The organism is Mesorhizobium sp. ISC15 (genome assembly GCF_037162615.1).
Classification (GTDB): Bacteria; Pseudomonadota; Alphaproteobacteria; order Rhizobiales; family Rhizobiaceae; genus Mesorhizobium; species Mesorhizobium mediterraneum.
Genome location: NZ_JAVSPX010000001.1, coordinates 2,442,602 through 2,457,770 on the forward strand (window position 1 = coordinate 2,442,602; position 15,169 = coordinate 2,457,770).

The 15,169-nt window shown below is 63.3% G+C and carries 14 protein-coding genes; 7 read left to right on the top strand and 7 right to left on the bottom strand.

The features are described 5' to 3' along the window. Position 1 precedes the first annotated feature (1 nt). Genes RPG13_RS11805 through RPG13_RS11835 form a run of 7 tightly spaced genes read right to left on the bottom strand, consistent with a single transcriptional unit; the run spans position 2 to position 6,555 of the window. Entirely contained in the window at positions 2–952 is a 951-nt protein-coding gene (locus tag RPG13_RS11805; protein WP_337125069.1) for an ABC transporter permease, read from the bottom strand. Continuing rightward, positions 949–1,680 carry an ATP-binding cassette domain-containing protein gene (locus tag RPG13_RS11810; protein ID WP_337125070.1) on the bottom strand — a complete coding sequence of 244 codons (732 nt, stop codon included), beginning with the start codon at positions 1,678–1,680 and terminating at the stop codon, positions 949–951. Before RPG13_RS11810 ends, RPG13_RS11805 begins: the two co-directional genes overlap by 4 nt. Then, positions 1,673–2,410, bottom strand: coding sequence for an ATP-binding cassette domain-containing protein (locus tag RPG13_RS11815; RefSeq protein WP_095484000.1), 738 nt, complete (start codon positions 2,408–2,410; stop codon positions 1,673–1,675). Before RPG13_RS11815 ends, RPG13_RS11810 begins: the two co-directional genes overlap by 8 nt. A gap of 58 nt (positions 2,411–2,468) precedes the next feature. Next, on the bottom strand, positions 2,469–3,656 hold the full coding sequence (locus RPG13_RS11820; protein WP_292219395.1) for an ABC transporter substrate-binding protein: 1,188 nt from the start codon (positions 3,654–3,656) through the stop codon (positions 2,469–2,471). Between the two features lie 20 nt (positions 3,657–3,676). Further along, positions 3,677–4,843: an extracellular solute-binding protein gene (locus RPG13_RS11825; RefSeq protein ID WP_337125071.1), complete on the bottom strand. Its 1,167-nt coding sequence runs from the start codon at positions 4,841–4,843 to the stop codon at positions 3,677–3,679. Beyond that, positions 4,840–6,000, bottom strand: a complete 1,161-nt coding sequence (locus RPG13_RS11830; RefSeq protein WP_127289493.1) for a CaiB/BaiF CoA transferase family protein — start codon at positions 5,998–6,000, stop codon at positions 4,840–4,842. Before RPG13_RS11830 ends, RPG13_RS11825 begins: the two co-directional genes overlap by 4 nt. A 3-nt stretch (positions 6,001–6,003) precedes the next feature. Further along, complete coding sequence (locus RPG13_RS11835; protein WP_337125072.1) at positions 6,004–6,555, bottom strand: MaoC family dehydratase; 552 nt, start codon at positions 6,553–6,555, stop codon at positions 6,004–6,006. A gap of 191 nt (positions 6,556–6,746) precedes the next feature. On the opposite strand from RPG13_RS11835, the gene RPG13_RS11840 reads away from it, so the two are divergent. The 7 genes from RPG13_RS11840 to RPG13_RS11870 all read left to right on the top strand — a co-directional run bounded on the left by RPG13_RS11840 (position 6,747) and on the right by RPG13_RS11870 (position 15,164). Then, positions 6,747–7,844, top strand: coding sequence for a lactonase family protein (locus tag RPG13_RS11840; protein WP_337125073.1), 1,098 nt, complete (start codon positions 6,747–6,749; stop codon positions 7,842–7,844). Between the two features lie 101 nt (positions 7,845–7,945). Further along, on the top strand, positions 7,946–9,463 hold the full coding sequence (locus tag RPG13_RS11845) for a S10 family peptidase (protein ID WP_337125074.1): 1,518 nt from the start codon (positions 7,946–7,948) through the stop codon (positions 9,461–9,463). A gap of 322 nt (positions 9,464–9,785) precedes the next feature. Beyond that, positions 9,786–10,814 carry a proline racemase family protein gene (locus RPG13_RS11850; protein WP_095483750.1) on the top strand — a complete coding sequence of 343 codons (1,029 nt, stop codon included), beginning with the start codon at positions 9,786–9,788 and terminating at the stop codon, positions 10,812–10,814. 76 nt (positions 10,815–10,890) lie between these two features. Continuing rightward, positions 10,891–11,475, top strand: a complete 585-nt coding sequence (locus RPG13_RS11855; RefSeq protein ID WP_337125075.1) for a DUF1349 domain-containing protein — start codon at positions 10,891–10,893, stop codon at positions 11,473–11,475. After that, complete coding sequence (locus tag RPG13_RS11860) at positions 11,468–12,550, top strand: Gfo/Idh/MocA family protein (RefSeq protein WP_126103492.1); 1,083 nt, start codon at positions 11,468–11,470, stop codon at positions 12,548–12,550. The genes RPG13_RS11855 and RPG13_RS11860 overlap by 8 nt, the downstream gene beginning before the upstream one ends. Before the next feature lie 109 nt (positions 12,551–12,659). Further along, on the top strand, positions 12,660–13,571 hold the full coding sequence (locus RPG13_RS11865; protein ID WP_292713534.1) for a dihydrodipicolinate synthase family protein: 912 nt from the start codon (positions 12,660–12,662) through the stop codon (positions 13,569–13,571). Positions 13,572–13,664: 93 nt separating this feature from the next. Continuing rightward, entirely contained in the window at positions 13,665–15,164 is a 1,500-nt protein-coding gene (locus RPG13_RS11870; RefSeq protein WP_292647326.1) for an aldehyde dehydrogenase family protein, read from the top strand. The last annotated feature ends 5 nt before the right edge of the window (positions 15,165–15,169 follow it).

Consider the following 15,169-nt stretch of genomic DNA (forward strand, 5'->3'; position numbering starts at 1 on the left):
CTCAGCCTTTCCGTCCGGAGAGCCGTTCCTGCAGCGCCGTCATGATGACCGCTACAACCAGAATGACGCCATAGGCGATCTGCAGCACATAGGTGGAGACGTTGAAGGCGGTCAGCACGCTCTGCAGCAGGAAGATATCGATGGCGCCAATCGCGGCGCCCAGAAGACCGCCGCGCCCGCCGGCAAGGCTGACGCCGCCGAGCGCCACCGCCGCGATCGCGATCAGCGTGTAGGTTGGTCCGATGTTGGGATCGGCCGAACCGATCAGCGCCGTCAGCATCAAGCCCGCGCAGGCGGCGAGAATGCCGGTCATGACATAGGCGATGAAACGGACTTTGGTGACCGGAACGCCGGCCGTGTAAGCGGCGCGGTCATCGCTGCCCACCGCCATCAGCTGGTCGTAGTAGGGGGTCTGCCGCACCAGCCACCAGAACAGGAAGATCAGCGCCAGCGGCAGTGCCGACCACGGGCCGGCCATCGCCTTCAGCCAGACTGGCGCCGGGCCGATCGGCGCCGGCAGGATGGTCAGCGTCATCCCGGTCAGGATCAGATAGGTGCCAAGCGTCGCGACGATCGGCTGGATGCGAACGACGGTCGCCAGAAAGCCGTTGGCCGCGCCGACGATCGCGCCGATCAAAAGCGCTGCCGGCACGATGACCAGCGGCGAAGATATGCCGAGCTTGAGAAACAGCAGCTGGATGACGGTCGCATTGACGAAGCCCATCAGCGGCCCGACGGAAATGTCGATGCCGCCACGCCCGGCCAGGATCACCGGAGCCGAGGCAAGTGCTGCGCCGATCAACGGTGCGGCGAGCCCGATCAGCGCGCCCCAGGCGGAAGGATGGAAGCGTGACGGATTGAGCAGCAGATTGACCGCGATAAGGATGACCAGCAGCACCGTCGCAAAACCCGCGCCGCGCCATCGCTCCGCCATGCGCCGAAACCCGCTCATGCCGCGCGTCCGAACATGGCGGCGATCACCGTATCGCTTTTCATCTCGTCTCCGGTGATTTCAGCCGCCACCCGCTGTTCGCGGAAAACCAGCACGCGATGGCAAAGCAGGAGGATCTCTTCGATCTCGCTCGACAGGATGACCAGAGCCATGCCGTCCGCCACCAGTCCCCGGAAGACATCGTAGAGGACATGGCGCGTCGCCACGTCGACACCGCGCGTCGGGTCGTTGAGCAGCAGGATCGCCGGCTCCAGCGCCAGTGCCCTAGCCAGCAGCACTTTCTGCTGGTTGCCGCCGGACAGCGTGGTGATCGAGGCATCCGGCCGCGGCGCGACGATGGAGAGCTTGTCCCGGTAACTCTCGTAGCGCCGCCGCCGTGCGGCGAAGCTGAGCAGGCCGAAACGCATGTCACGCGACAGTGTCGAGACGGCAAAATTGTCGAGCACCGATTGGGTCGGAAAGATGCCGGTAGCGCGCCGGTCGCGCGGCAAATAGGCGATGCCGCTGGCGACCGCCTTGCGGAAGCTGGTGATCGCGCGGGCTTCGATGGTCACATCGCCGGCGGCCGGCCGTTCCAGCCCGGCCAGCACTTTCAGGAACCGCTCTTGTCCATGGCCGTCGAGGCCGGCAAGACCGACAATCTCGCCCGGCGCAATGGCTTGTGTCACGGGGCTTGCGCCCGGCGCGATCACCAGGCTGCGCACCGAAAGGGTAGCGCGATCAGCCATGCGCCAGCTCCGCCGCCGTGCGTGGCGCCATCGCCTTGAGAAGCTCGGAGGCGGTGGACGTGCCGCGTTCCTCGGTCGTCACCACGCTGCCGCCGCGCAGGACGGAAATCCGATCGGAAAGCGTCATCACCTCGTCCATGCGATGGGTGATGAACAGGATCAGGCAACCTTCGGAGGCAAGCTTGCGCATCATGGCGAAAACCGCCTCGCGGTCGGCGAAGTCGAGCGCCGCCGTCACCTCGTCGAGAATGAGAATGCGCGGGTTGCGAACCACGGCGCGGGCAAGCACCACAAGCTGCTGAACGGCCAGCGGCAATTGCCCGGCCAACTGGTCGAGCGGGATCTCGGTAACCGCGAATTGTTTCAGCACCGCTTGCGCGCGCTGGTGCCGCTCGGCGCGCGGCACGGTGCGCGTCAGTAAGCCATCGAGGCCGAGCAGGATGTTGTCCGTCACTGAACGGTCAGGTGCGATCAGCACTTCCTGGAACACGGTGGCGAAACCGGCGGCCTGGAACGCCGCCGGTCCGAAGCCGGCAAAGGGCGACCCATTGAGCAGGATCGTGCCGCTGTCCGGCTGGACAATTCCCGACAGCAGCTTGACCAGGGTGCTCTTGCCCGAACCGTTCTCGCCCAGGATGGTGTGGATCGTGCCGGCGCGGAACGCGATGGAGGCATTCGCGAGAGCGACCGTTTCGCCATAGCGTTTCGAGACACCCTGGACTTCCAGCATGAGGGATTCCTGATAGGGAAAAGCCGGCTCTGCCTGAGCGGAGCCGGCGTTCGTGAGCTTACTTGGCGCAGGCGTCCGGCACCTTCGAATAATCCCAGCCCTTGGTCGGCGCGGGATTGGCGAAATAGGCATCGAGCCATTCTTCCGGCATCGGATCCTCCGGCGGAACCGGGAAGATCGAGACTGCGTCCGCCGTCATACAGTCCTTGTACCAGGTGCCCAGGTCGGCGTTGTGGACCGGCGGAATCGGGATCAGCAGCGTGTTGAGCTTCGGCTTTTGCCCGTCGAGCATACGCGCCCCAATGCGGAACAATGTCTCGGCGGTCCAGTGCGGCAGAACCGCATGGCCTTCGAAGCGATATTTGTCCGGATTCGCTTTCCAGTAGCCGAGCGCGTCGCCGGTGATCGAGCCGGTGATGAGCGGGGCAGGGCGGCCGGCCTCGGCAAAGGCCTCGGCGACGACGCGGCTTTCGCTGCCCGTCGTCCACACCGCATCGATCGGCGCCGGATTGGTGGCGATCGCCTGCAATACCGTCGTCTTGGTGACGTTGGCCGTCCAGTTGCCGTTGACGCTGCGCGAGACCTTGAGCTTGGGGTTCTCGGCCAGCGCCTTGTCGGCGCCCTGACGCTCCTGCACGACGATCGGATGACCTGCGATGCCTTCGACCAGAAGTATGCTGCCGCCGTCCGGCATTTCCTTGCCGATCGCCGTCATCATGTCGTAGCCCCAGCGGGCATAGTTGGAATCGACATTGATGGCATTCGGGCTGGTCACCGACCCAGCCGCCGTGATGAAGGGAATGCCGGCTTTGGCGGCGGCATCGATGGCATCATCCAGCGCCGTCGCCGAGCCGGGGATCGAGGTGATGATCGAACATTTCTTATCGATGAAGGCGCGGATCTGGTTGATCTGCTGGCTGGCATCGTTGTTGGAGTCCGACACTTCGAAGCTCGCCACCGTGCCGTCGGCGATCAGTCCGTCGACAAGCCGCTTCAACTCCTTGGTGACGGTGACCCGCCACGGATTGCCCTGGTAGGATTCCGAGTGGCACCATTTCCACGGCTTCGCCGGCGGCGTGAAATTGTCCCACGCCGATGGCAGGATCTTCTGCGGCGCGCCGTCATATTGCGCCTTCAGTTCAGTTGGCAGTCCAGCGATCACGCCCGAAACGTCCTGGGCGCAGGCAATTGTCGTGATCGATGCAAGGGCGGTCGCAGCCATAAGGCCGCGGATCAGGCTGTTCATAGTCTCCTCCATTCGTTGTTTCAGGCTCCTCCACCGGCAGTGCCGGACACCCGTGCCGGGAAACTCTCCAGAAACAGGCGATTAAGATCGGCGACGACGCGGCCGGCATCGTGCTTTTCGGTCAGGCCGAGATTGATGCGATCGGACGCCGCCTGCTGGAAGGCCATGTAGCCATCGTGGCGTGGCCTGACCCAGGCGCCTTCGAGTGTGGCGCGCGTATCCTTGTAGAAATTGCCGGCGGCTGCATTGACGGCGGCATCGTCCCAGGCTGCGGCGTGGCCAGGCTGGCCGCCGGCCAAAGCATAGGGGCCGCGCTGCACGTCACCGCTGGCGATCCAGTAAGCGAAGTCGATGGCCGCCTGCTTGGCCTTCGAAAAGGCCGACACGGCGATGCCGGTGCCGCCGAGCGCCGAGCCGACCGGACCGGCATTGCCCGCAGCCGGGATGTCCGCGAAGGCAAGGCGGTTGGTCCGGAATCCGGCAATGGCATAGGAGACATAGCCATAGATCAGCGGCGCGCAGGCGATCCGCGAGCCGGACCTGGCCATTTCCTCCAGGACGTCGATCGGGTCCATGCCGAGGCAGGCCGGGTCTACGAGAGCCGCGATCTCGCGCATCATCTCGAAAACGCGGCTGCCCACATCAGCGTTTACGTGAGCGCCAGGCTCCTCGACGGCGGGCCGGCCGAGATTGCCGGCAAGCGTGTAGAACACCATCAGCGAATGCGGCGGCCTGAGCGGCAACAGCATGTGGCCTTGCCGCGCCAGATCGAGCATTTCGCTCCAGCTCGCCGGCTGAGCGGAAAGCATATCAGGCCGCCACGCTTGCACCTGGCTCGCCGTATCGATCGGAAACGCCCACTGCCGGCCTTGCCAGTTGTAGCTCGGATAGGACCGGCCGACGCTGCCCGCCGCCAGCGTCGCACGTTCCGCTTCGCGGCCCGCGACGTCGAGCAGCGCCAGGCAATTCTCGGCGGTGATCTGGCCGACATGCGGATGATCGATGACGATCAAATCATAGGCACGGGCCAGTTCCTCGACCGAGAAGGATTCGAAATCCTGCAGCGAGCGCTTGTCCCATTCGATAGTAACGCCAGTCCGCTGCTTCCACAGTGCCGAACAGGCGACCATCGGGTCGTAGCCGCGCGGATGGCTCCAGGTCATGCCTTTGAGCCTCACGTCGCTCACAGCCCGAACTCCTTGCGGATCTTTGCGCTGTGCTCGCCGATGCGTGGCGCGGCGCGCTCGACCTTCGCACGCACACCATCGACCCGGAGCGGCGAGCGCGTGGTGAGGATCGAGACGTCATCCTCGCGCGTCACCGTCTGCAGCATGTCGAGAACCTGGAAGCCTTCGCTGGCCATCATCTCCGGCCAGGTCAGCACCCTGGCGCACCAGATGTCGGCAGGCTCGAGGATGGCAAGCCACTCGTCGACCGTCTTCGTCGCGATTTTTTGCGCGATGATCGCCTTGATCTCGTCGCGGGCGGTGAACCATGTCGACGGCTGGTCGCGGTAGGGCGCAAGCTCTTCGAGCCCCAGAAGATCGGCCAGCTTCGGGATCGGCGTCATGGCGATCGCCAGATAACCGTCCTTGGCCGGATAGACGCCGTAAGGCGCCGATAGATAGGCATGGGCGCTGCGGAAGGCCGATCGCCGCGGCAGGCGGCGCCCGTCATTGAGATGCGTGGTCAGCACCTCGAACTGGAAGTCGACCAGCGCTTCGAGCAGGCTGGTCTCGACATGGCTGCCCGTGCCGGTCACGCCGCGCCGCACCAGTGCGGCAAGAATTCCTTGCGCGGCGGCGGAGCCCGCCAGCATGTCGGCAATTGCCAGGCCGAAAGGCACCGGTCCCTGGTCCTCGTCGCCGTTGAGCCACATCACGCCCGAGCGTGCCTGCGCCAGCAGATCCTGTCCGGGCCGCTTGACCCAGGGACCTTCCTCGCCATAGCCGCTGATCGACGCATAGACTAGGCGCGGGTTGATCTTGCGCACCGCCTCAAAGTCGAGGCCCAGGCGCTCAATGACACCTGGCCGAAAATTCTGGATCAGCACGTCGGCCTTGGCCAGCAGGCCGCGTAGCGCCGCAAGGTCGGCCGCGTCCTTGAGGTCGATGGCAAGACTTTCCTTGGCCCGGTTGATGGCATGGAAGATGGTGGAATCGCCACCGATCTCGGTGTCGCTGAGATAAAGCCGGCGCGACAGGTCACCGCCATCCGGCCGCTCGATCTTGATGACACGGGCGCCGAGATCGAGCAGTCGCAGCGAGCAGTAAGGCCCGGACAGGAACTGGCTCATGTCGACGACGACTAGGCCGGTCAGCGGCAATTCGGCGGCGGCGGCCATCGCCTATTTCTCTGTCTTGCCGGCGAAATCGGCCGGATTGCGGTATTTCACCGTCTGCAGGTGCTCGCAATAAAGTACGAGCTCTCCTTCACCCTTGAAGACTTCATAGCTGGCGCGGATCAGACCCATCTCTTTGTATTTGGGTTTCTTGTCGAGGTTGGAGCGGATCGAATAGATCGTGTCGCCGATGAACACCGGCTTGATGAAGCGCAGTTTGTCGTAGCCATAGGAGAAGGCGTTGACGCAATTGGTGGCGACGAGGCCGAGCCCGGCCGAGAACACGAAGGCGCCGGCGAGCAGGCGCTTGCCGAAAATGCCTTCCGTTTCGGCGAACATCTGGTCCTGCACGTAAGGGTGGATATCGAGCACCAGCGCGTTGAAGAGGTGGCTGTCGCCCTCGGCCATGGTCCTGCGCAGCGAGCGGATTTTCTGGCCGACAGGCCAGTCTTCATAGAACCAGTTCTCCGCGTTCCAGACGGGGAGATCGGCGTGTTCCTTCGGCATGTCTGCGGGGTGTGTCGAGGCCACCCCCACGGTCGGGGCGAAACCAGTCATGGCAGCATCCGTTGGAAGCACGGATCATCCGTCCGGGCGCGCCGCGGACCAGCGAATTGCATGATCGATCCTCCCGTCAATCTTCTTTTGTGAATAGTATTTTCACATATGGGGTTGTGTTGCAAGCGTGAACAGGCGAAATTTTGCCCCAATCCGCGGCGGACAACGCCGGCGGAACAAGGGAGGATTTGATGCAGAATGCCTGTCTGGTCTTCGTGGGTAGCCTCAACCGCGAGGCGCCTTATTTCCAGGGCGCGCGCGGCGTCGGGCTGGGTGTCTACAGCTTCGACGAGGAGACGCTGGAGACTACGAAATTGGCCGAAACAGGTGACGTCGACAATCCGACCTTCCTGTCGGTGACGCCTGACGGCTCCCACATCTATGCCAACTCCGAAGTGTTCGCCTGGCGCGAAGGCGTGGTCTCGGCCTATCGCTTCGACAGGCAAACCGCCACGCTTTCCTACGTCAACAAGCAGCCGACCCTTGGCAGCATCACGGCGCACAACACCGTCACGCGCGACGGCACGAAGCTGCTGGTCGCCAATTACGGAATGGGTGAAGGCGGTCCCGATCGCTCGGTCGTTGTCTACGGACTACGCGAGGATGGCGGCCTGACCGCGCCGTTGTCGAGCGTCGCCCATGCCGGAACTGGTCCCGATACAGTTCGTCAGGAACGCCCCCATGCTCACAGCGTCACCGAGACAATTGCCGGCGGCGTGGCGATCGTCGCCGATCTTGGCATCGATCGGCTTGTCTCGTACCGCATCGGGCCTGATGGCGGCCTGACCAGACTGGCGGAGTCGGTGCTTGCCTCAGGCGCCGGCCCACGTCACGTGGCGCTGCATCCTGGCGGGCGCTTCGTGTTCGTCATGAACGAACTGGATTCAACCGTCGTGTCGCTTGCGTTCGACGATGTGCCAGGAAGGCTCTCGGTCATCGACACGAAGCCGGCCGTGTCGGCGGAGGCGCGCGACGGCAATCATTGCGCCGACATCCAGATCTCGCCCGACGGCCGCTTCCTCTACGGATCCAACCGCGGCCATGACAGCGTTGCGGTGTTTTCCGTCGACCAGCAAACAGGCGCGCTTGCGCTGGTCGATTACACGCCCTGTGGGGGCGCCACACCGCGCAATCTGGCACTGACGCCTTCGGGCCGCCATCTCTTCTCGGCCAATCAGAACGCCGATCGCATCTCGATTTTCGCGCGCGACATGGCCACCGGCCGGCTGGCCGACACCGGACGGTCCATCGATGTCGGCACGCCGATGTGCGTGAAGATCGTGAGTTGAAGCCACAGGTCTCCTTCCAGCAGCGAAGGCCTGCACGATCCTGTGATTTCGGCTGAACCATCGGCGTGGTAGTTTCCAGTCGTTTCCGTTCCGGAGTCGTCATGCGTACCAAGCTGCTAGAAATCACCCTCGCTATGCTGCTGCTGGTTGGCGGCGTTCCAGCCGGCCATGCGCAAGTGGCCGAGCGGCCGTCGCCTTCGGGTGGAGTTCTGTCGCTGCTTCCGCCTCCCCAGGTCTCCGATCATTCGATCGTGATCGCGGGACGTACGCTGAACTACCAGGCGAAGGCAGGCACGCAGTCGTTGCTGTCCGGCAAGGGCGACGTCACCGCGGAAGTTTTTCATGTCGCCTACACGCTACGCCCCGAGCCAAGCCGCGAACCTGATCCCCAGCGCCCTATCACTTTCGTATTCAACGGTGGTCCCGGAGCGGCTTCCGCCTATCTGCATCTCGGCGCGCTCGGTCCACGCGTCATGGCGACGGCGGCTAATGGAAGTTTTCTTCCATCGCCGCAGAGGCTTTTGGACAACCCGAACACATGGCTCGACATGACCGACCTGGTCTTTGTCGACCCGGTCGGAACGGGTTACAGCCGCGAAGCACCCGGAACCGAGGCACGCAGCTTCTGGGGCGTCAACCAGGACGCTGCCGCGATGGGCGCCTTCATCCGACTCTATCTGGCACAGGCGGGCCGCACGGCGTCGCCGGTGTTTCTTGCCGGCGAAAGCTATGGCGGGTTTCGGGCGGCACTGCTTGCCAAGACGCTTCAGGATGACATCGGCATCAGTCCTCGCGGCATCGTGCTCATCTCGCCGGCGCTCGAATTCACACTCGTGCGGCCCGACGAGTTCCAGCCGCTTCACTGGGCGCTTGAGCTCCCGTCGCTGGCGGCGGTGCGCCTGCGCAGCGAAGGCGTCACCGGTTCCGAGTTGCAGGAGCGGTTGGCCGATGTCGAACGCTATGCGCTTGGCGACTATCTCGTCGCGCTTGCCAGCGGGCTCGAAGAGGGTGGGCGCCTGGCGAGCCCGCGCGTTGCCGAAATCACCGGCCTGCCGCTTGAACTCGTCAAACGAAACTTTGCACGCATTCCCACCGCACTCTTCGCCAGGGAGTTTGCACGGGCAAGGGGCAATGTTCTCAGCGCCTATGACGGCACGATCGAAACGGCGGACATCGCGCCGGAAAGCCTGAGATACAGCGGTCCTGATCCGGTCCTCGACCGAAGCGTGCCGGTGCTCACTTCCGCCTTTGTCAGCTATATGCGTGACGAATTGAAATTCCGCACCGATCTAAGTTACCGGCTCCTCAACCGTGAAGTCAGCGGCAATTGGGATTACGGGACGAGCCCGACGCGTCAGGGCTATGTCGGCGTGATGGATGACCTTCAGCAGGCGCGCGCGTTGAACCCTGGCCTCGGCGTTTTGATCGTCAATGGCTACACCGACCTGGTGACACCCTATTTGGTGTCACGCTATCTTGTCGGCCAGATTCCTTCGCTTCCTGGCGCGAAGCCCATCCGCGTCGACCTGCTGGAAGGCGGCCACATGATGTATTTCAGGCCAGACAGCCGGCGCGCGCTGAGAGAGGCCGCGACCGAGCTTTACCAAGCGCCGAAGTGAAACGGTTTTGTGAAGCAATTTTTGCTTTCCAAATGTGAAAGACGCTTTGGCTGCCTTCGAACGATGCGTGCGGCCATGAATGTGGCGATTGCGACCGGGTAGTCGATCAACACCTGATGGTCTTCGTCTAGGCGGATGGATCCAGCCGGCACTACGGCGCCGGCCTGAATGCCGGACGCCAACTCTTTTCGATGAGCGCATTGACAAAAAATCATCGCCGCAATAATCCAATATATTGGATGCAATACGCGGACCACTTGCGACAAAAGCACACCAGGTGCGTGATGATCGTCGACAAACCTGGACCTGAGGATACAAGCCAATGAACCTGGATCGCGTCATTACCGTCGTCGGAGCCCATGCCGAGGGCGAGGTGGGCCGGGTGATCACCGGCGGCGTCCTGCCGCCGCCGGGTGCTACGATGTTCGAGCGCATGGAGAATCTGGAACGCGAAAGCGCGTGGCTTCGCAACATGCTGCTGTTCGATCCGCGCGGCAGCGTCAATGCAGCCGTCAACCTGATCACGCCGCCGATACGCGCCGACGCCGATATCGGCATGATCGTCATGGAGTCGGACTACTTCGTGCCGATGTCGGGCTCGAACCTGATCTGCACGGTCACGGTCGCCCTCGAGGCGGGCATGATCCCGATGCGCGGCGCTGAGACTATCGTCAGGGTGGACACGCCGGCCGGCCTGGTCGAGGTGACGGCGGATTGCAGTGGCGGCAAGTGCCGTCGCATCACGTTCCGCAACGTCCCGTCGTTCGTCATGCATCGCGACCGGATGGTCGACGTGCCCGGGATCGGATCGCTACGGGTCGATGTCGCCTATGGCGGCATGATCTACTGCATTGTCGATGCCGAGGACGTCGGCGTCACCCTGGCGCGCGACGAGGCGCGCGACCTGATCGAGCTCGGCGAACGCATCAAGGCGGCAGCGGCCGAACAGCTTCCCTCGATCCATCCGGAGAACCCGTCGATCAACACCGTCAACCAAACCGAGTTCGCCGGTCCGCTGCGGGTCGTCGACGGCGTGAAGACCTCGAAGAATGCCGTGGTCGTCTCTCCCGGTCGGCTCGACCGTTGCCCCTGCGGCACGGGAACCTCAGCGCGGATGGCCTTGCTGCATGCGCGCGGCGATCTCGCTGTGGGCGAGCGCTTCCGGCATACTTCGATTCTCGACACCGTCTTCGATTGCCGCATCGTTGAAACGGCGATGGCGGGCAATGTGCCCGCGGTGGTGACTGAGATCTCCGGGCGCGCCTGGCTGACCGGAGTGAGCCACTACGGGGTTGATCCGGAGGATCCATTTCCCGAGGGCTACCGCCTGTCGGACACCTGGTTCAGGTAGCCGCCGACAAAACTTTGCCGGCTAATCAGACTGCGCAAAACCCATCACGCAACGCGAACCGAACAGGCAAAAGCCGATGACGAAATCTAAGAATACCGACCTGACCTGGCTCAACCCGCCACCACATCACGCGTTTTCCGGCAACACTTTGAATGTGCGCACCGGCAAGGAGACCGATTTCTGGCGCGAGACATTCTACGATTTCTGGCGCGACAGCGGTCATTTCCTCTATCGCCAGGTCGAGGGCGACTTCAGCGCCGAGGTCACGGTCAAGGGCGACTACAAGGTGCTCTACGACCAGGCCGGATTGATGGTCCGGCTGAGCGAGACGCATTGGATCAAGGCCGGCATCGAATTCACCGACGGGCTGATGTATTTCTCCGTCGTCGTTACCAACGATGCGTCCGACTGGTCGCTGGTCAGCATTCCGGCAAGTCCGGACGGCGTCAGGATCCGACTGACCCGCCACGCCGAAGCGATCCGCATCCAGTATCTGGATGCGTCCGACGGCCACTGGAAGCCGGTGCGGCTTGCCTATTTCCCACCCTCGAAAACGATCGATGTCGGCATGATGTGCTGCTCGCCGCAACGTGAAGGTTTCGAAGTCACATTCAGTGATTTTTCGGTCGGCCCGGCGATATCGAGGGAACTCCATGACTGACACGCCCCAAGCGGTGCCGGCCGCGAGCCGCGCGCGTCGAGATGCGGACAAGGTCCGCTGGGCGATCGTGGGGGCAAGCCAGATCGCCCGCTCCTGGGTCGCCAAGGCAATCCAGTCGGTGCCGGATGCGGAGTTGGTGGCCGTTGTCAGCAGGAGTGCGGAGCGCGGCCGTTCGTTCGCCAACGATCTCGGGATACCGGTATCCGCGACAAGCCTCAAATCGCTTCTTGCCGAAACCGCGATCGATGCAGTCTACGTCTCGACCAACAATGCTAGGCATCGCGACGACACGCTCGAAGCTGCGGCAGCGAGCCTGCACGTGCTCTGCGAAAAGCCGCTCGGGCTGACGCTGTATGATGCCGTCGAGATGGCCAGGGCCTGCGACCGCGCCGGCGTCGTCCTGGCGACGAACCATCATATGCGTGGCGCGGCGACGCACAGGGCGATCCGCGACCTGGTGCTGACAGGCCAAATCGGCCGGCCGCTCGCCGCGCGCGCGATGTATTGCGAATACTTGCCCAAGGAGTTGCAGACCTGGCGCACGAAGGACAAGGAACAGGGCGGGGTCATCTACGACCTGACCGTGCACAATGTCGACGTTCTGCGCTTCGTCCTCGCGGACGAACCGGTCGAGGTCATGTCGATGAAGGCGAGCAGCCTGATCGGCGAGAATGGTGTCGAGGACCAAGTGCAATCCATCGTCAACTTCGCTTCCGGGTTGATTGCCTACATGCATGAGGGCCAGGTGTTCGCCCATCACGAGACCGCCCTTGAGATCCATGGCACCGAAGGGTCGATCTATGGCCGGGGCATCCTGGATGAGGCGCCGTCCGGTCGGGTCTATCTTCGCCGCGGCACCGAGATGACGGAAATCCCGGTCGAGCCCGCCAACCTCTACGCCGCCACGATCGCCCAGTTCGACGCGGCAGTGCTTCATGGCGAACGTCCGGCGGCGACGGGTTGGGACGGCGTCGCCTCGCTGGCAACGGCACTGGCGGTCAGACGCTCGGCGCAAGAGGGGGTGCGTGTGTCCGTGCCGCGCTTCGAGGGAAATCCGCCCGTTCCGGTGGTGTGACATGGCCGTATCGGCGCTGCCGCAAGGTCGATTTCATAGTGGACTTTCAAATAGAATATTGTAGATTGGATACATTATTGTGAAAGCGAGTCCAAGGAGAGACCAGACGATGACGCATTGGCAGGGGGTGTTCCCGGCGGTTACCACCAAGCTCGACCAGGACGGTTCGATCAATCTCGAAGCGACGCAGGCGAGCATCAACCGCCTCATCGACAATGGCGTTTCAGGCATTATCGTGCTGCCGATGCTGGGCGAGAACGCCTCGCTGCTGCCGCAGGAGAAGGAAGCCGTCATCCGGGCAGCAAAGGAAGCCGTTGCCGGCCGCGTTCCGCTTCTCTCCGGCCTTGCCGAGATTTCGACCGCGGGCGCGGCCGCGAGCGCCCGCAAGTTCCAGGATTACGGCGCCGAAGGCCTGATGGTGTTCCCGAGCCTCGGCTACAAGACCGACCCGCGCGAGACGGCCGAATGGTACAAGGCGATCGCCGGCGCCAGCGACCTGCCGATCATGATCTACAACAACCCGATCGCCTATGGCGTCGACGTCACGCCCGCCATCCTCAAGGTGCTGGCGGATTGCCCGACCATCATGGCGGTCAAGGAAGAGACCGGTGACGTGCGCCGGGTCACCGACATGTTCATCGCGTTGGGCAATCGCTTCGATATCTTTTGCGGCGTTGACGACCAGATCGTCGAGAGCATGTCGCTCGGCGCTACGGGCTGGGTCTCGGGCATGACCAATGCCTGGCCGAAGGAATGCGTCGAGATTTTCACCCTGTGCGCATCCGGGAATTTTGCCGGGGCACGCGATCTCTATCGCATCATGACGCCGTCCTTCCATCTCGATACGCATGTGAAGCTCGTTCAATACATCAAAATGGCCGAACACCTCGTCTACGGCGCGCCGGAATGGACCCGGGCGCCGCGACTGCCACTGGCCGGCGAGGAGCGCGAGCGCGTCGTTGCCACGATCAAGGCGACAATCGAGCAGCTCAAGCAGATGCAGTCACGCCGGGCCGCCTGATCCCACGCGGACGTCTGGGTCGGCACGCAAAGCTCCGCGTCGTCGGTTGCGCTTCGAAAGCCGCAGCCGATGGATGTGTCAGGGATGGATTGCATGGATAAAGTTCCAATGTTCGGCGTGTCCGACCTGAGGCAGACGCGCGATACGGCGCGGCGACTGGACACGTCCTGGATTGGCGACGGGTTTTCCCGCGACGGCGGCTCCGACGTCAGAAACATCATATCTCCCTTCGATGGGGAGACGATCAGCGAGGTCGCCTTTGCCAGCGAGAGGCAGGTAGATCTCGCCGTGCAGGCCGCCCGCGCGGCGCTGAAGGCAGATTGGGGCACGATGGGGCACGAAGGACGCGCGGCGTTGATCCGTGCGCTGGCGGACGCCGTCGAAAAGAATCGGCTCGAATTGGCGCTTCTCGAAAGCCTCGACGTCGGCAAACCGATCCTGCATTCCTACAATGACGATGTGCCGACGACGATCGGTGTGCTGCGCTGGTATGCCAGCCTGACCGAAACCGCCTACGATCTCAGCCCTGCCCGTCGCAAGGGCGTGCTCAGCCAGATCGTGCGCGAGCCGCAAGGCGTGGTCGGCATCGTCCTGCCCTGGAATTACCCGCTAACCACGCTGGCGCTGAAGATCGGCCCGGCGCTGGCCGCCGGCAACACGGTCGTCTGCAAGCCGGCCGACGATACGCCGCTCACCACGCTGCGGCTGGCGGAATTGGCGATCGAAGCGGGTTTCCCGGCTGGCGTCATCAATGTCGTGCCCGGCACCGGCGCAATTGCCGGAAAGGCGCTGGGCCTGCATGGCGATGTGTCGGCGATCAACTTCACCGGCTCGACCGCTACCGGACGGCGCTTCCTGCACTATTCGGCCGATTCGAACCTGAAGGAAATTTCGCTGGAATGCGGCGGCAAGAATCCTGCCATCATCCTGCCCGATGTCAAATCGCTCGACCGCTTCGCCGACGAAATTTCGACCGGCTTCCTGATGAATTCCGGCCAGCTCTGTTCGTCGATATCGAGGGTTCTCGCGCCGCGCACGCTGGAAGCCGATCTTCGCGACATGCTTGCCGCGAAAATGAAGGAATGGCCGATCGGCGATCCGTTCGATCCGGCCACGCGGATCGGGCCATTGGTCAGCGACGCTCATGCGGCCAAGGTCAATCGCGCCATCGACACCGAGAAGCAGCGCAACAATGATTTCAGCGTGTCGGCAGCCGAAGTCACGGGCGCGTCGCCACGCCTGACAAAGCCGGTGGTGTTCTTCGACGTCGCCGAAAATGCCGATGCCTGGAGAGAGGAAATTTTCGGACCGGTTCTGTCAGTCAGGTTCTACGACGATCTCGACGGCGCGATCCGCAGCGCCAATGACACGCAATATGGCCTGAGTGCCTATGTCTTCGGCGAGGATCCAAACGCAATTCGCGAGGCATCGGCCACGCTCGACGCGGGGTTCGTGGCGATCAACGCCTTCTGCGAGGGCGACTTCACGACGCCGTTCGGCGGCTTCAAGACGTCCGGCTTCGGCGGCAAGGACAAAGGCATTCATTCGCTCGACCAGTATTCCCGGATCAAAAGCATCTGGTGGGCGACATAGGAACT